The organism is Hymenobacter nivis, assembly GCF_003149515.1.
Classification (GTDB): domain Bacteria; phylum Bacteroidota; class Bacteroidia; order Cytophagales; family Hymenobacteraceae; genus Hymenobacter; species Hymenobacter nivis.
Genome location: NZ_CP029145.1, coordinates 3,353,788 through 3,373,822 on the forward strand (window position 1 = coordinate 3,353,788; position 20,035 = coordinate 3,373,822).

Genomic DNA, 20,035 nt, shown 5'->3' on the forward strand with positions numbered 1-20,035 from the left:
TTATATAACCAGAGCCCGTACCTTCGGTTTGTGGATAGGCTTTTCCCAGGAAATGCATACTTGGTTGCACAGGTTTGCGTCCTACAAATGCTCCATTAGGATTGCTCGTTATCTTGGCTATGTCTAATATTCTTACTTCAACGTTTTATTGGCTGCTGGCGCTACCGTTGTTGTTGAGCCCGCTGCTAGGCCGGGCCCAGCAGGCGGCTGCGGAGGCCACCGCCGTTTCGGGGCCCGGCACGGCCGTGCTGACGGGACGCGTGAGCAACCCGGACGACGACTCGGTAGCCGTGTCGCTGCGCGACAACCCGCTCGACGCCAAGCCCCGGATTGTGCGCGCGGCCCTCAGCGGCAAGGGCGAATTCCGGCTTTCTATCCCCGTGGCCGGCGCCACCAAGGCCGATTTGGTATACGGCGACGACGTAGCCGCCCTGTTCCTCGACGCTGGCACCGACTTAGACGTGCGCTTCAAAGGCGGCGACATGGCAGGCTCGCTCAAGTTCAAGGCCAACATGCCCGCCGGGGTGTCGTCGAGGATGCGCGGTGGTAATGCCACCGACGAGCAGCGCCACCGCCTGCAAGCCACTAATGCCAATGCTTACCTGGCCGAGGTAGACCAGCAATTTGTGGAAAATGACGGTTTTCAAGTGCTTCCCGACAACGTACAGCTCTACGAAGCCCCGTTTCTATCGTTTCTGGAGTACCGCCGCAAGCACGAGCAGGAGTTCCTGGAAGAGCGCGCCGACAAGCAGGCATTCACGGCCGAATTTTATAAATATGCCAAGGCGGAGATTGACTACGCCTACGCCAACGACCGCCTCACCTTCCAGGATTTGCGCGAGCAGGTGGTGAGCACCGAGGGCCGCCTGAAAATGACGCCGACCTACTACGATTTCCTCAAAGATCCGGTTCTTATTGATAACCCCGACGCGGCGCAGAGCGAGCTATACCACGAGTTTCTGGTGAACTACCTGCACCACGCGGCCGCCGCGGCCAGCCACCAGCGCACTGACCCCGATTTCTACACCTACTCGTTTACGCTGGCGGGCAAGGAGTTGACGGGTCCCATCCGGGCCATCATTCAGGGGCGGGTGCTAGAAGAGTCGTTTCGTTTTGGCCACGTGAAACGCTCGGCGGCCATGCTGGCCGAATACCATGCCGCCGACCCGCAGAGCAAATTTTACCCAACGCTACTGGCCGATTTCAACCAGCACAAAGAATTTGCCATTGGGGCCCCGGCCCCGAATTTTCGGCTGCCCACCGTGGCCGGCGACTCGGTAAGCCTGCGCAACTACGCGGGCAAGCTAGTGTACCTCAACTTCTGGAAATCAACCAACGGCCTGTGCCTCCGCGACTTAGTGTATGCCCAGGACCTGATTCGCCGCTTTGAGAACAAGAACATCGTGTTCATCAACATTGCGCTTGATGAGAACGAGCTGGCTTGGCGGCAACTGGTGAAGTCCAAAAACCTGCCCGGTGTGCAGGCGCGCGTCCCCGGGGGCGGCTTCCGCTCGCCGGTGGCCAAGGCCTACTCAGTGCAGGACGTGCCGGCGTACTTCCTCATTGGCGAAGACGGTACCTTCCTCAACACCAAGCCCAAGCGCCTGAGCAGCCGCGCTGCCATCGACGAAATCAACCAGGCGTTTGGCAAAGCCAGTACTTATACCAGCGCCCTCGAACCGGCAAAATAGGACCCCCGGGGCCCCACTGCCGCGCCGCGTAACTTTGCTCAGACGACGGAAGCCCCGCGCTTCCGTCGTCTTTTTTTGTCAGTGGGGCCCCGGGCCCCTTGGCTTACCCCCCGGCCCATGCACCCACTCCTCGCCGACGGCCTTAATGTGCTGTCCAAAACTACTCCGCTGCGCCTCTGGAACGCGGCCCAGGTGGTGGGTTCCTACCTGCTGAGCAAGGCCACCGGCCGGGCCCGCCACCGCGGCCTGCCTTTGGCCCTGAGCTTCGAGCCCACTACCAGCTGCAACCTGCGCTGCCCCGAGTGCCCCAGCGGCCTGCGCTCGTTCACGCGGCCCACGGGCATGCTGGCCGACGACCTTTTTAAGAAAACTATCGACGAAGTGGCCAGCCGGCTATGGTACCTCATTTTCTACTTCCAGGGCGAGCCCTACCTGCACCCGCATTTCCTGGAGCTGGTGCAGTACGCCGCCAGCAAGGGCATCTACACCGCTACCAGCACCAACGCCCACTACCTGACGGACCAAAACGCCCGCCGCACCGTGGAAAGCGGCCTCGACCGGCTCATCATCTCGCTCGACGGCACCACCCAGGAGGTGTATCAGCAGTACCGTGTGGGCGGCAAGCTGGAAAAGGTGCTCGAAGGCACGCGCAACATCATGCGCTGGCGCAAAAAGCTGAAATCCAGCACGCCGCGCGTCATCTTCCAGTTTCTGGTGGTGGGGCCCAACGAGCACCAGATTGCCGACGCTCGGGCCCTGGCGCAAGCGATGGGCGTGGACGACGTATGGTTCAAAACCGCGCAGATTTACGACTACCAGCACGGCTCGCCCCTCATTCCCACCATTGATTACTACTCGCGCTACGAGAACAACCACAACGGCACCTGGAGCCTGAAAAACCGCCTCCTCAACCACTGCTGGAAGATGTGGCACTCCTGCGTCATCACCTGGGACGGCCTCGTGGTACCCTGCTGCTTCGATAAAGACGCAGAGTACCGCCTCGGTGACCTCAAGCACCAGTCCTTCACCAGCCTCTGGCAGGGCCAGAAGTACCAGGGCTTCCGTCAGGCGCTGCTCAAAGGCCGCGACCAAGTGGAAATGTGTCGTAACTGCACTGAAGGCACCAAGGTGTGGGGATAGGATTTTGGCTATTGGCCGTTAGCTAACGGCCAATAGCCAAAAACTACGACTGCCGGCCTTCCTCTCTGCCCGGTTTTACGCTGCCGCTGCCGGCGTTGGGGTTGGCAATAGAGTCGCGCATCTCGGTGTCTGCTTGCACGTTACGCATCTTGTAGTAGTCCATGATGCCGAGGTTACCGCTGCGGAAGGCTTCGGCGATGGCGCGCGGGATTTCGGCCTCGGCCTCCACCACTTTGGCCTTGGCTTCCTGGGTTTTGGCGCGGTACTCCTGCTCCATGGCCACAGCCATGGCGCGGCGCTCCTCGGCGCGGGCCTCGGCCACGCGCAGGTCGGCGCTGGCCTGGTCGGTCTGGAGCTTGGCCCCGATGTTCTCACCGATGTCGATGTCGGCAATGTCGATGCTGAGAATTTCGAAGGCTGTGCCGGCATCCAAGCCCTTGTGCAGCACTAGTTTAGAAATCTTGTCGGGATTTTCCAACACTTCCTTGTGCGAGACCGACGAGCCGATGCTTGTCACGATGCCCTCGCCCACGCGGGCCAGGATGGTTTCCTCACCGGCCCCGCCCACGAGCTGCGAGATGTTGGCCCGCACCGTGACGCGGGCAATGACGATGAGCTGGATGCCGTCCTGGGCTACGGCGGCCACGTTGGGTGTGTTGATTACCTTGGGGTTAACGCTCGTCGTGACGGCCTCGAACACATTGCGGCCCGCCAGGTCGATGGCCGTGGCCTGCTTGAAATCGAGCGGAATGTTGGCCTTGTCGGCCGAAATGAGGGCCTTGATGACGCTGGGCACGTTGCCGCCGGCCAGGTAGTGGGTTTCCAGGTCATCGGCCGTCAGCCGCAGGCCCGCTTTGGTGGAGGTAATCAGGGAGTTGACGATCAGCGAGGGCGGTACTTTGCGTACCCGCATGAAGGCCAGCTGCAGCAAGCTCACCCGCACGCCCGAGAATAGCGCTGTGATCCAGAGGCTAACGGGGAAAAAATACAGCAGCATCAGCAGCGCCACGGCCGCGATGATGAGGGGCAGGAAGGGGTAGTTCATGGCCGTAAGGTAGGGCAGAATCGGGCACCGCCGCCCGGGGCCCTATGCGCCCTCCACTACGATGCGATTTTGCTCGATGCCAAGCACCCGCACTGCGCGGCCGGCGTCCACAAATTCGCCGCGCGTCACGGCCTCGCGCCGCTCCTCGCCAAACAGCACCGTGCCCGCCGGCCGCAGCGCCGACAGTGTATGGCCCAGCGTGCCGGCGGGCACATCGGCGCGGCGCACGTCGCGCACCGAGCCTTCGCTCACCGAATGCAACGCCGCCCGGGCCAGGTTCTTCGGCCGCAAGCCGAGGTAGAGCACCATCCCCGCCAGGGCCCCCGCGCCCGCCAGGGCGTAGTGCCCGGCGGGCGTGCCCAGGTCGTGGTAGCTCAGCCATACGCCCCAGGCCAGCAGCGCGAACCCCACGAACCCTACCACCGTGGTGCCGGGAATAAAAATAACTTCGGCGGCTAAAAACAGCAAGCCGAACAGCAGGAGCAGAGCGATGGTGAGCATGGTGGGTGGGCGTTGGACTACCAAAAGGTACGCCCGGGCCGCCAGATGGCAGCCCGGGCGCACGGGTCCGGCGGGCTCGGGGCCCTACTGGGCCGGGGCGGCCTTGGCTTTGGTGCGCTTCAGGAAAGCGTTGAGGCGCCCGCCCGACGAGGTAATGCCCACGATGTCCAGCAGGTCTTCGTAATACTCGGCCACCTCGGCCCGGTCGGTGGTGCCGGGGGTGAGGGGCGTAAGGGCGGCCAGGCTGCCTTCCAGCACCTGGAAGTAGGCTTCCTCGGTGGGCCGCCCGCCCATGATTTGCAGGAAATCGTCGGTCGATTCGGCCAGGATGTGCGCCACCTGCGGCCGGTTTTTGAATGCCGCCAGCTCGCCCACGAGCGGCTGGATGGTGTCCTTCATCTTCACCAGCTTGCGGCTGGCGTCGGTGCGCGTGGGCAGCACGGCGGCCGCCGGCATCGGCGAGGCAACGGCGATGAGGGACGCGGCCGCGGGGTCGGGTGCGGTGGTGGTTTGGGCGTAGCCAGCCAGGGGCCCCAGCAACAAAAAGCAGAGTAAGGGTTTGCGCATAACTTCGGAGTAGGAGGAAAAGGTTAAGGGCCCGAAATATAAATAATTGTAAGGATAATATAATTAGCTTCGGCCAAAGAAAACGGAATGATAAAGGGCCGGCCCCGAAACAACGTTTCGGAACCGGCCCTTAGCAGTCAATCGTTAGAGCTGTTCCCGAATTAGAGACCGCACACGAAAGAACGTCATGCAGAGCGCAGCGAAGCATCTTTCTGGCGCTAGTAATCAGGATTAGTTACGCGGGAAAGACGCTTCGCTACGCTCTGCGTGACGTTCTGCCTTTTTTCTAATTTAAGGAATAAGTCTATTATCTGACTACGCTGCTGGCTAATAGGCCCGGGCGAAGTAGGCGCGGCGCGGGCTGGGGGCCCCCGTTACCATGCAGGTGCCGTCCTCATCGGGCTCGGCCAGGGCCAGGCAGCGCACGGTGGCCTTGGTATCTTCCTTGATGCGCTCCTCGGTTTCGGGGGTGCCGTCGTAGTGGGCCAGCACGAAGCCGCCCTTCTCGTCGAGCACCTGCTTGAACTCGTCGTAGCTGTCCACGCGGGTCATGTGCTGGTCGCGGTAGGTGCGGGCCTTCTGGTAGATGTTGGCCTGGATGTCGTTCAGCAGCTGGTCCACGGCGGCCACGATGTCGGCCAGTGGCAGGGTCATTTTCTGCTTGGTGTCGCGGCGGGCCACCTCCACGGTGCCGGCGTCGAGGTCGCGGGCCCCCACGGCCAGGCGCACGGGCACGCCTTTCAGTTCCCACTCGGCAAACTTGAAGCCGGGGCGCTCGGTGTCGCGGGCGTCCACCTTCACCGAAATGCCGCGCGCAATCAGCCCCTGCTGAATGGGCCGGATGCGCTCCAATAGCGCGTCCAGCTCGCCGGTTTTGTAGATGGGCACGATGACGACCTGAATCGGGGCCAGCTTGGGCGGCAGCACCAGGCCTTCGTCGTCGGAGTGGGCCATTACCAGGGCTCCCATCAGGCGGGTGCTCACGCCCCAGCTCGTGCCCCATACGTACTCGCGGGCGCCATCTTTGGTGGCAAACTGCACATCGAAGGCCTTGGCAAAGTTTTGGCCCAGGAAGTGGCTGGTGCCGGCTTGCAGCGCCCTGCCGTCCTGCATCAGCGCCTCGATGCAATAGGTGTCCTCGGCGCCCGCAAACCGCTCGTTAGCGGTTTTCACGCCCTTTATCACCGGCAGGGCCATGTGCTCCTCGGCAAACTCGGCGTACACGTCGAGCATCTGGCGGGTTTCGGCCACGGCCTCCTCGGCGGTGGCGTGGGCGGTGTGGCCTTCCTGCCACAGAAACTCGGCGGTGCGCAGAAACAGCCGGGTGCGCATTTCCCAGCGCACCACGTTGGCCCACTGGTTGATGAGCAGCGGCAGGTCGCGGTAGCTTTGCACCCAGTTTTTGTAGGTGCTCCAGATAATGGCCTCCGAGGTGGGGCGCACCACCAGTTCTTCTTCGAGCTTGGCGGCGGGGTCCACGCGCAGCTTACCGGGTCGGTCGGGGTCGGCTTGCAGGCGGTAGTGCGTCACCACGGCGCACTCCTTGGCGAAGCCTTCGGCGTTTTTCTCCTCAGCCTCGAACAGGCTTTTGGGGATAAAAATGGGGAAGTAGGCGTTTTCGTGGCCGGTGCGTTTGAACATATCGTCCAGCTGGCGCTGCATTTTCTCCCAAATGGCGTAGCCGTAGGGCTTGATGACCATGCAGCCGCGCACGGCCGAATTTTCGGCCAGGCCGGCGCGCTTCACTAAGTCATTGTACCAGAGTGAATAATCTTCGGCACGGGTGGGCAACTTTTTACTCATAATCGGCATCTAAGAGGGTAACCGAAACGGCTCCGAGAAGTGGTACAACATTTGACCTAATTTGCGGGCACCGTTTCGGGGTCAAATTACGTTATTAAACCACAGACCCGAAGTGCCCTCTAACCTCTCGGAAATGCGCTGGCCTAACTCAGCAAACTCTTTCGGGGATTAGCCGTTGAGAATAAACCCTGTAGTGGGGCTTCTTCACTAGGATTTCGCCCCCGGAGTTGTTACTTTACGTCTAGTCTATTCCGTCTTTTTATACTCGCTCATGAAAACCCTGCTCACCGCCTATCTGCCTGCTTTGGCGCTCCTTGCGCTGGGCGGCTGCGCCGGAACCACGGCCCTCACCACGTCGGAAAACGATGGGGTATATTATTCATCCAACGACCATACCACGGCCATTGCCACTGCTCCAGTGCAGCGCTACACGCCAGTACAGCGTTACACCCCGGTGCAGCAGGCCCCGTCGCAGGGCTACATCAGCCCGGCCGGGGCCCCGGCGGCCGGTACCGACGAGGCTACCAACCCCGACTACAACGGCAACACCGCTGCGGCCACTACCTCCGGCTCGGATCAGTATTACAACGGGAGCACGGCCAATAGCTACGACCCCAACGCATCGCTGTTCAACCAGCCCTACACGGGCCCCGGCATGGGCGGCTACACGCCCAACAGCCCCTACACTTCGCTGGGCTACGGCGGGGCTAGCCCCTATGCTTACAGTGGCGGCTACGGCGGCGGTGGCGGTGGTTATGGCTACGGCGGCTACGGTGGGCTGTCGCCCTACAGTGCTTTATATAGCCCCTTCGGTTTTGGCTACGGCTCGGGGTTGAGCATCGGCTTCGGCTTTGGCCGTCCCTTCGGCTACGGCGGCTACGGCTACGATCCTTTCTATAGCCCGTTCGGCTATGGTGGGTATGGCCTGGGCTACGGCGGCGGTTATGGCTTGGGCTACGGCGGCGGTTATGGCTTGGGCTACGGCGGCGGTTATGGCTTGGGCTACGGCGGCGGGTACGGCCTGGGTGGCTATGGCTACGGCGGTGGCTACTATGGATATGGCAACGGCTACCGCCGCAACGTGATTTATACCGGCAACGCCGGTGGCCGCTCCGACAACAATGGGGGTAACACTGTACTGGTGGGGCCCCGCGAAACCCGTGGGGGTGCCGCCTACGGCCGCAACGGCCTCCCGGCCGGGGCCCCTGCTCCGGTGGGTGCTGCGGCTACCGGCAACGGCCGGGGCGGGCGCTACGGCACTAACTCGGCCGCACCCATTAGCGCAGACCCGGCAATGACGGTCGGCCGTGCGAATTCGGGCGGTATGATCCGGCCCAGCGATGGACAGCCTGCCGGAAATATTGATTTCGGCGCTACCCGCGGCCGGTCCCAAAACCAGAACATGAGCCAGCCAGCAGTTGCCGGCGGCAACCAAGGGCAGCAATTGCAAAATGCTTCGCCCCAGGCCCAAGGGCAGCGCCGCGGCTTCTTCCGTGATATGTTCGCCTCGCCGAGCACTGGCCAGCCGCAAATGCAACGGCAGATGAATCCCGGCGGCCAAATGAGCAGCGGCAATTATGGCCAACCCCGCCAGCAGCGCACCTACGACCAGTCGCAACAGCGTTCGTACAGCCAACCGCAGCAGCCACAGCGCTCGTTTTCGCAGCCCTCCTTTAACGGTGGCGGCTCGCGTGGCGGGGGGGGTGGTTTTGGCGGCGGCGGCGGTGGCGGCGGCGGCGGGGCCCGCAGCGGCGGCCGTGGGCGTTAGCCTGTTCAGCTAATAGGCATTAAGGTATTGATCGTTCGTTATCAGTTGTTAGTGAATTTATAAATCATTGACTACCAACTGATAATCTGTTCACTTTTGCATGGTTACTCAGCATAGCGTTATTCCTCGCGAGCCGGCCCAGCGGCCGGCTCGTTTTTTATCCCTACCTCATGAAAAAACGGATTATTCAGCTTAGCCTGGCCCTGGCAGTGGGACAGGCCAGCCACGCCTTTGCTCAAGGCGCCACCGATGCTCTGCGCTATTCCCAACTGCAATTTGGCGGCCCGGCGCGCACACAGGGCATTGCCGGGGCCAACGTGGCCCTGGGGGCCGACTTTGGGAACCTGACCAGCAACCCGGCCGGGTTGGGCTTCTACCAAAAGTCGGAATTTCACGGCAGCCTGGGCCTGGGATTTGGGCAAACGGACGGCTCGCTCTACGGCAACGGCAAGCTGAACGAACAGAGCAACAGCGTAAACATCCCCAGCATCGGGCTGGTGCTGGCCACGCGCCTGCCCGACAGCGACAAGAGCAGCAGCTGGCGGGGCGGGGCGTTTGCGCTGGGCTTCACGCGGCTGGCCGATTTCAACCAATCGTACAACTACCAAGGGGCGGTGACCGGTGGACAGTCGCTTTTCCAGCGGCTGCGCGAGCCGCGGGTGTCACCCGCCGACATCAGCGGGCAGTATTACGACGGGCCGAACGGCACCTACACCAACCTCGACGGCTTAGCCCGCGGCACTTTTTTGACCCGTATTCAGAAGAATCCGTCCCGCACCGATTCTAGCATTGTGACCACCCCGCGGACGGGGCTCGTGGGGCAGGGCGAGCGAACGGTAGCAACGGGCTCGATGTCGCAGTTTGACGTGGGGTACGGCGGCAGCTTCCGCGACCGGCTCTACATTGGCGTGGGCGTGAGCCTCGTCAGCTCCAACTACCGCGAGGCCCGCGACTTTAGTGAGACGGCTACTAGACAGGATTTTGCCAGCTTGCAGCTGCACGACGAGCTGCACACCACGGGCCGGGGCGTCAACGGCCGGCTGGGGCTGATTTTCCGGGCGACGAATGCCATCCGCCTGGGGGCCTCCATCCAAACGCCCACGCTGATGTACCTGACTGACACGTACAGTACGACGCTGACGACGAATTTCACGGCTCCCGCGGGCACGTTTACCAGCAGCACCGCCCCTGGCGTATACGATTACACCCTCACCACGCCGTTCCGGGCCAACAGCGGGATATCGGTGGTGCTGGGCAAGTACGGCTTCATCAGCGGCGACGTGGAGTACGTGGGCTATGGCCAGGCGCGGCTCCACAACGACGCCAACAGTGCCAACGGCGACAATAACTCGTTTTCAGGCGCAAACCAGGACATTCAGGCCCTGTACCGCAATACCCTCAACTACCGCGTGGGGGCCGAGGGGCGTTTCAGCGTGTTCCGGGCCCGCCTGGGGTACGCCTACTACAGCGACCCTTACCAGACCCCCAGCGGCGGCGTCAGCAGCGCCCGCAGCTACTACACCGCTGGCCTGGGCCTGCGGCAAGGCAATTTCTTCTTCGACGTGGCCGAGGTGTACAATTCCTACAAAGGCAGCTACTCGCCCTACTTCCTCAATAGCGGCCAAGAGCCACAGGTGGCCCTCAGCACCCAACGCTACACCACCAGCATCACGGCGGGCGTGGTGTTCTAGCCACGGCTTTTGTTTTAACGCACAACGGGGCCCCCAGCATATTGCTGGGGGCCCCGTTGTGCGTTAAACGTATTTGCCAGCACAGGTAGTATCTGGCCTTTATGGATATGTCCTTACTCGCTCACCTGGCTTAGGGGCTGGATTTCCGCCACCCTGGTCGCAATTTTCGTCACTCGCTCCTCTCTGTTCTCGTCATCAGCGTGCTAGCCATTCTCCGCGGGGCCGACAACTTCGAGAATGTGGCTGAATTGGCCAGCAAAAGCAGGTTATACTAACCCGCTACTTGGTCCTGCTCTATGGAATTCCTTCTGCTGACACGTTCCGGCGCGTCTTTCAGCACTTGGACGCGAAGGTCTTTCATGCTCATAATCGCCGTTTCACCACAACTTAAATTAGCGCCAAGTTTATTTCTGGCTGCTACTTGTTTTGCCGGGTTTTAAGATCACCTTGGTCCATCCATTATCGCGGGCATTAAAGTGCTTGTAAGCATTCGGGGCCTCATCAAGGGAAAGTGTGTGGGAGATGATGGCAGAAGGCTTTGCTTTACCTGAAGATATTAGCGCGCAAAGTTCACGGTTGTAAGATTTTACATTAGCTTGGCCCGTTGCGATACTTTGTCCCTTCATCCAGAAGCTACCAAAATCGAAATCCATATGGCCTTTTTTCTGCAATTCCTCTTTTGACTTCGGATCTGCAGTGACAAAAACGCCTACTACGCCAATCGAACCGGTAAATTTCACCGTCTGTACCAGTTCGTTCATGGTTAGGTTCGACTGTTCTTGGCCGTGTTTGTTACAGCACTGGTAGCCCACGCATTCGCAGCCCCTGTCGGCCCCGTGGCCGTTTGTTAATTCCAATACTTGGTCAACAGCCGAGCCTTTCGAAGTATCAATGGGGATGCCTCCAAATTCTTCTGCTAATTTCAGCCGGTCGGGGTGGCTATCCACCACCATGATTTTATCGGCCCCTTTTATACGGGCAGACAGTGTGGCCATGAGCCCAACCGGCCCGGCGCCATAAATGACCACCGATTCACCTGGTTTCACCCCCGCGAGTTCCGTGGCATGGTAGCCTGTTGGGAAGATGTCAGAAAGCATGGCATAATCATCTTCCTTCTCGCTGGCATCCTCAGGCAATATCTGACAGTTAAAATCCCCGTACGGAACGCGCAGGTATTCTGCCTGCCCGCCCTCGTAAGGGCCCATGCCAGCAAAGCCATAGGCCGCGCCAGCAAAACCGGGGTTCATCGTCAGACAAAACGCGGTGAGTTGGCGCTCACAATTCCTGCAATGGCCACAGCCGATATTAAAAGGCATGCACACCATGTCGCCCACTTTAACATACACCACCGCCTTGCCAACCTCGATGACCCTACCGAGATTTTCGTGGCCAAAAATTCGACCTGCTTCCATGTTTGTACGGCCGTCGTACATGTGCAGGTCGGAGCCGCAAATATTGGTGGTAGTAATCTGCACCAACACGTCAGTGGGCTGCTCAATTTTAGGGTCGGGTACGTCGGATACTCTCACATCCAAGGGGCCGTAATAGACAACTGCTTTCATAATTTCCAGGTTGAAAGTTTACCCTATTAATTACGGAGCGCTTACACAAATAGTTGTTACAGTAGGGCTTATAGTCAAGTCTGAGGTGGTCTAGTTATGAGGTGATCGGCTAAATCTGGATATGACTGGGTAGTATCTTTCCTTCGTCATGAACGACACGCCAAAACCCGATAAACGCCGCAAGTATGACGCGGGCCTCCGTACCAGAACCTTGCGCCTGGCCGAGCAAAGCCGCTTGACCCAAGCCGTTGCGCGGGCGCTGAATCTGGACCCCAAACGGCTTTACCGGTGGCAGAAAGCCGCCCAAACACTGGTTGTAGCCGTATTGGGGGCCGCCCTGGATCCGGCTACGGCCGCCGAACTGCGCCAGTTGCGGGCCGCCAACCGGCGGCAGGCGCAAGAGCTGGAAATTTTAAAAAAAGCCATCGCCATCTGCCAAATGCTTGAAGCATATTTTCGCAGACACCGGACCACTGAGCAGCTACCGCTTTATCGATGCCGAGCGCGGGCACAACCCGGTGCGCCAACTCTGTCAGGTGCTCGGGGTGCCGGCCAGTGGGTATTATGCTTGGCACCAGGGCCGGCTGCGGGTTATGGAAAAGGAAATGCCAGCCTGGGGAACGGCTTTAGTGAAGGCCTGTGGGGTGCACCAGAGCCGCTACGGTACCCGCCGGCTGCAAGTGGCGTTGTGCCAGAACGGGCCCGCCGTAGGCCGGCAGCGCCTACGCACGGCCATGCGCTGCCGGGGCCTGCGCGCGCTGCAACCCAAGGCCTTCACCCTGCGCACGACCGATTCCACTTACGGGCTGTGCTACGCCCCCAACCGCCTGCTTGACCAACCCAAGCCCACCCGGGCCAATCAGGTCTGGGTGTCCGACAGCACGTACCGGCCCCTGGCCACTTGCAGCTGGGCCTATTGGCGCGCCTTCCAGGACGCAGGCACCACGCACGTCGTGGGCTGGCATGGGGGCCACGATGCCAGAAGAATTAGTCACGACGGCCTCGCAACGGGCTTTCTTCGCCCAGCCGCCCAGCCCGGACCTCCTCGTCCACTCCGACCGGGGCGGCCAGTATAGCGGCAACGCCTGCCGCGCCCTGTTGCACCAATACGGTGCCGTGCGCTCCCAGAGCCGCCGGGGCGAGTGCGACGATAATGCCCTACCGGGTACGACCCAGGCTGAAAGCCACTGGCCCCGCCTCAAAACGGAGGTGCTTGAACTGCGCGAACGAGCTATTTTCGCCGATCTAGCCGACGTACAGGCCAGCATCGCCGAGTATGTTGGCTATTTGTAACCACGACCGGCTACACTCCACTACCTCATGGTTCAGCGGTTGCAGCAACCGAGCAACTCGTGCACCCACTGCCAGGCCGAGGTTGGGGCATAGTCGATACGGTCCAGCATCTGGCGGTCAATCCGTTCTTCGCTTGAGCGGATCACTTCCACGACCGCTGCGGTGATGACGGCCGAAATCTCACCAATGGTGCCCTCGCTCAAGGTGTAAATGTTTTTGGCGGATTCGGGCTCGGCCAGGGCCGACGGTTGGCGCAGGGGCAGTAGCTGCTCAAAGCCGGCCAGCCGCTACTGGTAGCCTTGGGCCCTGTTGGGCGGCGTAGGGGCCTGAAATTATTTCTGCACCAGCACTTGGCAGGTAACGACGGTGGCCGGCGTGCGCACGAGGTCGGTGATGAGCAGGGCCCCGTACTTGGCACCACCGGGGCCCGTGGTGGCGGTGAGGAAGGCAACGACCGTGCCCTTCACCAGCGGGGCCGTGCGCAGTGGGTCGCCATTGGTGGCGGCGCCGGCATCAAAGGTAGAAGCCAGCAGAGCGTTGGTGGTGAGGCCAATAAAGTCGGTGGCTGTGAGTGCCGTGGCGTGGAGTGCGGTGGTATGCGTGCTCGTGCCCCATCCGGTAGTCACGAGGCTATCGGACCGAGTGGAAGACAACCGCAGCGTGACGCCCCGGCTGGTGCACACCAAGTCTACCAGGGCCCGGTTGGCGTCCTTGGTGGGGTTGGTGGCCGACACGGCGAAGTGCGGCAGCAAAAGGCCCTGGCGCAGGTTTAGGTAGGCCAGTGCCTGGTTTTGAGCGGCCGTGAGCGGCGCACTTGAACGGCCTGCGGGCACGGCTCCGAAGTAGGCGCGGTAGCTGTGCACCACAGCCGTGAGGGAATCGGTGCGGCGCAGCGACAGGCGATAGGCGCGGCTGGCGATGGCGCCCGTGGCGTCGGTCACGGTGTATTGCCACAAGTCAACCCCCGAGGCCGTGCGGCCCGTCAGCAGGTTAGTGAAGGCAATGTCCTTGGTGCCGGGGGCCAGCAGCGAGTCGAGGTACACCAGCTCGGGGTCATTGGGCGTGTCGGAGGCCCGGTAAGACGAAATAATTGTGGGGTACAGTACGGGCGTGCGGGTAGGTGCCGAATTGAGGGTGATGCGCAGGCGCATCAGGGCGGGGTCGTTTTTGAGGTCGGCAGCTTGGGCGTAGATCTTGCTGGCCAGCGAGTCGGCCGTTACGGTAGCCGTGGTGGTGATGCGCGAGGCGCTGATGAAGCGGCTGGCCCCTACGAAGTCGAGGCGCGGCGAGAGCACGATTTTGGTGCAGGCCGCGGCCAGCACCAGCAAGGGCAAAACGCGGAGAAGGAAGCGCATACGGCAAAGGTACGGGCCGGGGTAGGGCCCCCGGCCAAACAAGCCTGCCAACGGCGGGTTGCTGAGGTATATTGCTTGCTCGCTATGGCTACTTTCGTTTCGCTTGCTTCCGACTGGCGCGCGCTGCGCGGGGCCCTGTTGCTGGGGCTGCTGGCCGCCGCCGCCTGCCGCCCCGACCAGATTGAACACCTCAGGGAACACAAGCGCATCGGCATCGAGGCCGAGAACTGGGTAGTGAAGCGCATCATGCCCGCCGACCTGATGCACGCTACCCGCTGGGCCGGCGACTCGCTCACGGCCACCGCCGATACGCTGCTGCGCCGCACCTTAGCCCGCGCGCTGGCCACCGGGGGCGTGGCCGGGGCCATGTCCCTGTGCCGCCCCGAAACCTACCCCGCCGTCGACTCGCTGGCCCGGGTGCTGCACGCCACCGCCCGCCGCGTGAGCACCCGCCCCCGCGACCCCGCCCACCGCGCCATCCTGCTGGCCGCCGAAATGCGAACCGACACCACCCGCACCCTGCACCGCGAATCGGCAGAGGTGTTTTTCTACCAGCGCCCCATCGTGCTGAACAACGCCTTGTGCCTGCGCTGCCACGGCACCGTGGGCCGCGACATTGCCCCGGCCGATTACGCCCTCATCCGGCAGCAATACCCCCAGGACCAGGCCACCGGCTACCGCCTGGGCCAGCAGATGGGCGCCTGGCAAGTTAGCCTGGAGCGCGGCGGCGTGGCCGAGTTCTGGACCATGAAAACCCGCAAGAAGTGGAAGGAGCACAAAATGCCCAAGCTGTTTTGAGCCCCGTTGTGCGCCAGAAAACTAGTTGAGCTCCGCCTGCCGGTTCAGTAAATTGCTGGCGAAATCAAGGCGAACGGCTTCGCAAATCTCGTCTTTGTAATGGCGCTTGCGCAAAGTGCGCTCCCGGCGCTTGCCCTTGATGAGTTCAATGGGCGTCTTCATTAACGGCAGCGCCAGAAAGAATAAGTTGTCCGGAGTGCGTTCGGCCCGGAAGGATTCCCAGAATGAGTTATAGTCGAAAGTAATAGTATCGTATAGGCGCTCCTCGGTGCTGATGCCGGCTAAAACGTTGATGCCTAGGGCAGCGGCTACGCCTTGCAGCGCTGCAATAAGCAGGGCGGCGGGGGTGATGTCGTGGCAGCTTTTAGTGCATTGCCGGATCTGCTCAAAATTGCGCGTTCCTTGGATGCGGCTCACGAACAGCACCTGCGCCTGCGGGCTATGCACATACCGGCCCGGTGCCACCACGAAGGAAATGCTGTACAGCGGCATACCGTTGTGCGCAAAAATCAGGGCTAAGTCTCCTTCGAAGTCAATGCCGCTTGGAAAGGCAAGTTGGATGCTCATCACGCCATCTTCACCCCGGGAATCTTGCCAAAGCGGTACCCCAGCAAGCAGCGACGAGAAGAAACTGCTTTGTACCTGCCGGGTCAAATAATCATAGTGGTTGAACAGAATGCCTAAGCGTGCCTTTCGTGATAGGTTGTTGGCTAGGTAGTTGCCTAAATATTTGTAGCCTAGCCGGGGCTGGTGCTTGATGAGGGCCTGTAAGCTGGGGCTGTTCATGAGCCGGTTGAGCTTGAAGTGCGCTGGTAAATCGAGGACGATGGGAACCGCGCGCAAACCCGTTTTGAGCGTGAATAGCCCGCCGCGGTCGATGGACTCGCCAACTATGCGGAGCGTGGTGCGAAGAATCGTTGGTAAGCGAAAAATAGTTGAATACATTTTCTAAATAATTGATATCTGAAAGTAGGAGCTAAATCTAATAGGATTTATCACTTAATAAAGTGCATAAGTAGGGCCAAGATTAATACTAAATACTTGATGGAAAATATTTTAACTTTAAATTTGCATGAATACTCAAAGCTAGAAACTTTCAAATAGCTAACAAAAATTTAGTCCCCGGTGCGCGCTACTTGCGCCAACATTAAAGCCGGGTTCGGAGTTAGACGGGGCCATGACTGCTGACTCTTCTGCTCCTATTGTTATCGTCGGGGCTGGCATGGCCGGCCTGGCCTGTGCTACCTGGCTGCACCGCGCCGGCCGCACCGTGCGCGTGCTCGACGCGGCCGACGCCGTGGGCGGCCGCGTGCGTACCGATGCCACGCCCGATGGCTTTCTCCTTGACCGGGGCTTCCAGGTGCTGCTGACGGATTACCCCGAGGCCCGGCGCATGTTCGACTACAAGGCCCTGGACCTGCGGGCGTTCCGCTCGGGGGCCGTCATCCGGCTGCCCAACGGCGCCGAAACGACCTTGCAAAACCCGTTGCAGCGGCCGCTGGCGGCGTTTTCGGCGCTTGTCTCGCCCATCGGCAGCCTCTCTGATAAGCTGCGCATCCTCAGCCTGGTGCGCCACGTGCAACAGCACACACCGGAGGAGCTGCTGGCCCGCCCGGCCACCGACACGCTGAGCTTCCTACGGCGCTACGGCTGGAGCGAAACAATGATCGACAACTTCTTCCGGCCCTTCTTCGGCGGCGTATTCCTTGACCGGGGCCTGAGCACGGCCAGTAACTTTTTCGAGTTTGTGTTTCAACAGTTTGTGCGGGGGAAAGCCTCGGTACCTGCCCTGGGAATGCAGCAGCTGCCCGAGCAGCTGGCCGCCCGCTTGCCGGCAGGCACTATCCAGCTGAACACCGCCGTGGGGGCCCTGGAGGGCTCCTGCGTGCGCCTGGCTTCGGGCGAAGTACTGGCCGCCACGGCCGTGGTGCTGGCCGTGGACGGCCCCGCCCTGGCGCGCCTGCTACCCGCCGCCGGGGCCCCCGCCGCGGGCAGCCGCCTCACCACCAACACGTACTTTGTGGCCGAGGGCCATTCGCCCGGCCGTGGCGACGGCCTGTTGCGCCTTAACGCAGCGCCGGGGGCCCTGGCCCACAACGTGAGCTTCCCCGCCGATGTGGCGCCGGCCTACGCCCCGGCCGGCCGGGCCCTGGTATCGGTGAGCACCCACGGCGACACCGGCCTCTCGGAGGCGGCGTTGGCCGTGCGCTTGCACGAAGAATTGATTGCTTGGTTTGGGCCCAACGCCCGGCAGTGGCGGCACCTGCGTTCCTACCGCATCGCGCACGCCCTGCCGCCGTACCCCGCCGGCCAGCCGGTGCAGCAGCCCCTTAAGTTGGCAGAGGGCCTCTACCGCTGCGGCGACTGGGCCGCCTACCCGTCGCTGAACGCGGCGCTGGCCACCGGCCGCCAAGTGGCCGAGGCCATCATTGCCGGGTAGGTTATAGCGCGACTGTAGCGCCGTGACCGGGCAGCGACTGTTCAACCGTGCGGACTTACAGCGTTCACGCCACGTCGGGCTACCTGCGCTTTAGCTCGTAGATATGGGCCGAAAGTGGTTCTAATACTTCGTTGAGGGCTTGCAGGGGCTCCCCGCCGTTCAGTAGATCGGTGTAGGTGTACACGGCCTGGGCTGTGCCGGGAATGCCCATGGCCTGAAACGCGGCGGGCGAAATGATGAGGCCAGGCTGGTAGGCTTTGTCGGGGCTGAAGTTGACGACGACCAGTACCTGCTGCTGGTCGGTGTAGCGCAGGTAGGCGTAGAGGTGGCGCTGGTTGTACTGCTTGCCCAGGTTGTTGGCATCCTGCAATTCGTAGAATTTACCCCGGCGAATGGCGTCGCTACTGCCGGCCAGCGTGAGCAGGCGCTTGTAAAAGCCGCGCAGCTTCCGCTGTTCCGCGCTCAGCTTGCCGCCGTCGCATTTGCCTTGGTTCAGCCATTTCTGGTGCTCGGGCACGCCCCAGTAGTCGAAAATGGTGGTGCGGCCGTCTTCGCCGCTGAAGCCCTCGCTGCCCCGGCCAGGCTCGCCTACTTCCTGCCCGAAGTACAGCATCACGGGCCCCGAGGCCAGGGTGGCCGTCACGGTCATGGCCGGTACGGCGCGCAGCGGATCGGTAGCAAAGTCTTTGCTGGCAATGCGTTGCTCGTCGTGGTTTTCGAGGAAGCGCAGCATGTGCGACGAGAATCCGCGGCTTTCCTGCTTCCATACCTGGGTGAGGTCGTCGGTGCTGCCCTCGCTGCGCATCAGCCGGCGCAGGCCGTCGTAGAGGCCTACTTTATCGTATAGATAGTCGAAATGGCCCTTTTCGAGGTAGGTTTTGTACTCCTTGTTGTTGTAGGCTTCGCCGATGAACACGAGGCCGGGCTTTACCTTTTTCAACTCCGGGATAACGTAGGCCCAAAACTCGACGGGCACCATTTCCACCATGTCGCAGCGGAAGCCGTCCACGTCCTTCTGGGCCCAAAACACCAGGATGTCGCGCATCTTCTTCCACGTATTGGGCACGGGGCTGAAGTGCGCGGCGCGGCCGTGCTGGTAGTCCACGCCGTAGTTCAGCTTCACGGTTTCGAACCAGTCGTTGACGCTGGGCGCGGCCGAAAACACGTCGTTGCCAGTGGCCTTGGCGGGGTTCTCGGCGTACTTGCCGTCTTCGCGCGGGCCTTTCAGGGGCCCCAGCGGGTTGTAACCGGCGGGCACTACGAAGGGCTGGCCGGGTAGGTAGTAAAAGTTGTTCTGGGGCCCAAAAGCCTGGGTTTTGTCGTCCGTAGTGCCCAGGTCTATCACGCCCACGGGCTTGGCATCCGACTTGTACGCGCGGGCCACGTGGTTGGGCACGAAGTCCATCAGCACCTTCAGGCCGTGGGCGTGGGTGCGCCGGATAAGGGCCTCGTACTCGACCATGCGGTTGCTGGGCACCACAGCCAGGTCGGGGGCCACGTCGTAGTAGTCCTTGATGGCGTAGGGCGAGCCGGCGCGGCCCTTCACCACGTCGGCGTCGTCGGCCGGAATGCCTTGGGCGGCATAGTCCGTCATGGTGGCGTGCTCAATCACGCCAGTGTACCACACGTGGCTCACGCCCAAGGCCTTAATCTCGTCCAGGGCCCGGTCGGTGATGTCGTTGAACTTGCCGCAGCCGTTTTCGGCCAGGGTGCCGTAGGGCTTGTTCAGGGCCACCTTGTTGCCAAACAGCCGCGTCATCATTTGGTAAATGATGAGTTTGTGGTCCTGGGGCACCTCGTCGGTGGTGTTCGGGTCGGCGGCCGGGATGGACGCGGGCAGATGAGTAGGCACGAAAAAAAGGGGCAGGGAAGGCGCGGCCAGGGTCAGCAAGCCAGCGGCCAGCAGCAGGTTTTTCATAGCCGGCAAGTTAAGCAAATGGCGCGGGTGCCCGACTACCCGCGCCCGCGCCTTTTTTGCGGCGCCCCCACCCAGCCGGGCCCCCATAAAAAAAGCGCGGGCCCCACCGGGGCCCGCGCCTTGCTGGCAGCGGTGCGCTGCTTAGTCGTCGTTGCGGCTGATGAGTACCACGGCCACGGCGGCCACGGCAGCAATGCCCAGAACCAGTTGGGTAGTCGTAAATTTCCTGGCGGCTTTGCGCAGCAGGATGCCGCCGTTTTGCAGCAGGTCGTCCATGTGCTCGGTTCTGCCCTGAAATACGTGGTAGGCACTTTCAAAGGTGCGCACCAGGTCTTCGGGTAGAATCTTTTCGAGTTGGATGTCGAGGTCGTCGGAGGCCATGGGGTTAGGGCAAAACGGGTAGAAGAATCGATTGGCGCGGCCCGGCGGGGCCCGTGGCTTCCTTCTACGGGCCCACTGGGGC

At 61.7% G+C, this 20,035-nt stretch carries 19 protein-coding genes and 1 pseudogene; 10 read left to right on the forward strand and 10 right to left on the reverse strand.

The features are described from left to right. Positions 1-119: 119 nt before the first annotated feature. Positions 120-1,691: a TlpA family protein disulfide reductase gene (locus DDQ68_RS14890; protein WP_109657010.1), complete on the forward strand. Its 1,572-nt coding sequence runs from the start codon at positions 120-122 to the stop codon at positions 1,689-1,691. 117 nt (positions 1,692-1,808) lie between these two features. Beyond that, on the forward strand, positions 1,809-2,831 hold the full coding sequence (locus DDQ68_RS14895) for an SPASM domain-containing protein (protein WP_109657011.1): 1,023 nt from the start codon (positions 1,809-1,811) through the stop codon (positions 2,829-2,831). Between the two features lie 43 nt (positions 2,832-2,874). On the opposite strand, the gene floA is transcribed toward DDQ68_RS14895, so the two are convergent. The 4 genes from floA to proS all read right to left on the reverse strand — a co-directional run bounded on the left by floA (position 2,875) and on the right by proS (position 6,747). Beyond that, positions 2,875-3,876 carry a flotillin-like protein FloA gene (gene floA / locus DDQ68_RS14900; protein WP_109657012.1) on the reverse strand — a complete coding sequence of 334 codons (1,002 nt, stop codon included), beginning with the start codon at positions 3,874-3,876 and terminating at the stop codon, positions 2,875-2,877. A 42-nt stretch (positions 3,877-3,918) separates the two neighbouring features. Beyond that, positions 3,919-4,377, reverse strand: coding sequence for an NfeD family protein (locus tag DDQ68_RS14905; protein ID WP_109657013.1), 459 nt, complete (start codon positions 4,375-4,377; stop codon positions 3,919-3,921). An 84-nt stretch (positions 4,378-4,461) separates the two neighbouring features. Further along, positions 4,462-4,944, reverse strand: coding sequence for a DUF4844 domain-containing protein (locus DDQ68_RS14910; protein WP_109657014.1), 483 nt, complete (start codon positions 4,942-4,944; stop codon positions 4,462-4,464). A 327-nt stretch (positions 4,945-5,271) separates the two neighbouring features. Beyond that, on the reverse strand, positions 5,272-6,747 hold the full coding sequence (gene proS, locus DDQ68_RS14915) for a proline--tRNA ligase (protein WP_109657015.1): 1,476 nt from the start codon (positions 6,745-6,747) through the stop codon (positions 5,272-5,274). A 271-nt stretch (positions 6,748-7,018) separates the two neighbouring features. On the opposite strand from proS, the gene DDQ68_RS22940 reads away from it, so the two are divergent. From DDQ68_RS22940 to DDQ68_RS25005, 3 genes are all read left to right on the forward strand, one after another. Beyond that, positions 7,019-8,515, forward strand: coding sequence for a hypothetical protein (locus DDQ68_RS22940; RefSeq protein WP_162549650.1), 1,497 nt, complete (start codon positions 7,019-7,021; stop codon positions 8,513-8,515). A 170-nt stretch (positions 8,516-8,685) separates the two neighbouring features. Beyond that, positions 8,686-10,206 carry an OmpP1/FadL family transporter gene (locus DDQ68_RS14925; protein ID WP_109657016.1) on the forward strand — a complete coding sequence of 507 codons (1,521 nt, stop codon included), beginning with the start codon at positions 8,686-8,688 and terminating at the stop codon, positions 10,204-10,206. A gap of 283 nt (positions 10,207-10,489) precedes the next feature. Beyond that, positions 10,490-10,597: a transposase family protein gene (locus DDQ68_RS25005; protein WP_162550136.1), complete on the forward strand. Its 108-nt coding sequence runs from the start codon at positions 10,490-10,492 to the stop codon at positions 10,595-10,597. A 13-nt stretch (positions 10,598-10,610) separates the two neighbouring features. On the opposite strand, the gene DDQ68_RS14935 is transcribed toward DDQ68_RS25005, so the two are convergent. After that, positions 10,611-11,768, reverse strand: coding sequence for a glutathione-independent formaldehyde dehydrogenase (locus tag DDQ68_RS14935; RefSeq protein ID WP_109657018.1), 1,158 nt, complete (start codon positions 11,766-11,768; stop codon positions 10,611-10,613). Between the two features lie 148 nt (positions 11,769-11,916). Between DDQ68_RS14935 and DDQ68_RS24805 the strand changes: the two are divergent. The 3 genes and pseudogenes from DDQ68_RS24805 to DDQ68_RS24810 all read left to right on the forward strand — a co-directional run. Then, positions 11,917-12,093, forward strand: a pseudogene (locus DDQ68_RS24805) (transposase); the annotation flags it as partial. 118 nt (positions 12,094-12,211) lie between these two features. Next, the gene (locus DDQ68_RS23970; protein ID WP_245897057.1) at positions 12,212-12,844 is read left to right on the forward strand and encodes a hypothetical protein; all 633 of its coding nucleotides are present in this window, start codon (positions 12,212-12,214) and stop codon (positions 12,842-12,844) included. Further along, a complete protein-coding gene (locus DDQ68_RS24810; protein WP_162550137.1) occupies positions 12,744-13,061 on the forward strand; it encodes a hypothetical protein in 318 nt (105 codons plus the stop codon). Before DDQ68_RS23970 ends, DDQ68_RS24810 begins: the two co-directional genes overlap by 101 nt. A gap of 32 nt (positions 13,062-13,093) precedes the next feature. Here DDQ68_RS24810 and DDQ68_RS14950 read toward each other — a convergent pair whose 3' ends face one another. Further along, on the reverse strand, positions 13,094-13,264 hold the full coding sequence (locus tag DDQ68_RS14950) for a hypothetical protein (protein WP_162550138.1): 171 nt from the start codon (positions 13,262-13,264) through the stop codon (positions 13,094-13,096). Between the two features lie 129 nt (positions 13,265-13,393). Beyond that, a complete protein-coding gene (locus DDQ68_RS14955) occupies positions 13,394-14,416 on the reverse strand; it encodes a hypothetical protein (protein ID WP_109657022.1) in 1,023 nt (340 codons plus the stop codon). A gap of 84 nt (positions 14,417-14,500) precedes the next feature. Here DDQ68_RS14955 and DDQ68_RS14960 point away from each other — a divergent pair, with 84 nt between their 5' ends. Then, entirely contained in the window at positions 14,501-15,214 is a 714-nt protein-coding gene (locus DDQ68_RS14960) for a c-type heme family protein (RefSeq protein WP_109657023.1), read from the forward strand. Positions 15,215-15,235: 21 nt separating this feature from the next. Here the strand turns inward: DDQ68_RS14960 and DDQ68_RS14965 are convergent, their stop codons facing one another. Then, positions 15,236-16,159 (reverse strand): DUF535 family protein, encoded by a 924-nt coding sequence (locus DDQ68_RS14965; protein WP_109657024.1) that lies wholly within the window; start codon positions 16,157-16,159, stop codon positions 15,236-15,238. A 232-nt stretch (positions 16,160-16,391) separates the two neighbouring features. Between DDQ68_RS14965 and DDQ68_RS14970 the strand changes: the two genes are divergently transcribed. Beyond that, positions 16,392-17,654, forward strand: coding sequence for a protoporphyrinogen/coproporphyrinogen oxidase (locus tag DDQ68_RS14970; protein WP_109657025.1), 1,263 nt, complete (start codon positions 16,392-16,394; stop codon positions 17,652-17,654). A gap of 79 nt (positions 17,655-17,733) precedes the next feature. Here the strand turns inward: DDQ68_RS14970 and DDQ68_RS14975 are convergent, their stop codons facing one another. Then, positions 17,734-19,572, reverse strand: coding sequence for an alpha-amylase family protein (locus tag DDQ68_RS14975; RefSeq protein ID WP_109657026.1), 1,839 nt, complete (start codon positions 19,570-19,572; stop codon positions 17,734-17,736). Between the two features lie 141 nt (positions 19,573-19,713). Further along, a complete protein-coding gene (locus tag DDQ68_RS14980) occupies positions 19,714-19,953 on the reverse strand; it encodes a hypothetical protein (protein WP_109657027.1) in 240 nt (79 codons plus the stop codon). Positions 19,954-20,035 lie beyond the last annotated feature (82 nt).

Coding starts and splice junctions, on each gene's coding strand:
- DDQ68_RS14935 (WP_109657018.1), bottom strand. CDS start 11,768: ATGAAAGCAGTTGTCTATTACGGCCCCTTGGATGTGAGAGTATCCGAC.
- DDQ68_RS14905 (WP_109657013.1), bottom strand. CDS start 4,377: ATGCTCACCATCGCTCTGCTCCTGCTGTTCGGCTTGCTGTTTTTAGCC.
- DDQ68_RS14960 (WP_109657023.1), top strand. CDS start 14,501: ATGGCTACTTTCGTTTCGCTTGCTTCCGACTGGCGCGCGCTGCGCGGG.
- floA (WP_109657012.1), bottom strand. CDS start 3,876: ATGAACTACCCCTTCCTGCCCCTCATCATCGCGGCCGTGGCGCTGCTG.
- DDQ68_RS14975 (WP_109657026.1), bottom strand. CDS start 19,572: ATGAAAAACCTGCTGCTGGCCGCTGGCTTGCTGACCCTGGCCGCGCCT.
- DDQ68_RS14965 (WP_109657024.1), bottom strand. CDS start 16,159: ATGTATTCAACTATTTTTCGCTTACCAACGATTCTTCGCACCACGCTC.
- proS (WP_109657015.1), bottom strand. CDS start 6,747: ATGAGTAAAAAGTTGCCCACCCGTGCCGAAGATTATTCACTCTGGTAC.
- DDQ68_RS14925 (WP_109657016.1), top strand. CDS start 8,686: ATGAAAAAACGGATTATTCAGCTTAGCCTGGCCCTGGCAGTGGGACAG.
- DDQ68_RS14895 (WP_109657011.1), top strand. CDS start 1,809: ATGCACCCACTCCTCGCCGACGGCCTTAATGTGCTGTCCAAAACTACT.
- DDQ68_RS14955 (WP_109657022.1), bottom strand. CDS start 14,416: ATGCGCTTCCTTCTCCGCGTTTTGCCCTTGCTGGTGCTGGCCGCGGCC.
- DDQ68_RS14980 (WP_109657027.1), bottom strand. CDS start 19,953: ATGGCCTCCGACGACCTCGACATCCAACTCGAAAAGATTCTACCCGAA.
- DDQ68_RS14890 (WP_109657010.1), top strand. CDS start 120: ATGTCTAATATTCTTACTTCAACGTTTTATTGGCTGCTGGCGCTACCG.
- DDQ68_RS24810 (WP_162550137.1), top strand. CDS start 12,744: ATGCCAGAAGAATTAGTCACGACGGCCTCGCAACGGGCTTTCTTCGCC.
- DDQ68_RS22940 (WP_162549650.1), top strand. CDS start 7,019: ATGAAAACCCTGCTCACCGCCTATCTGCCTGCTTTGGCGCTCCTTGCG.
- DDQ68_RS14910 (WP_109657014.1), bottom strand. CDS start 4,944: ATGCGCAAACCCTTACTCTGCTTTTTGTTGCTGGGGCCCCTGGCTGGC.
- DDQ68_RS14970 (WP_109657025.1), top strand. CDS start 16,392: ATGACTGCTGACTCTTCTGCTCCTATTGTTATCGTCGGGGCTGGCATG.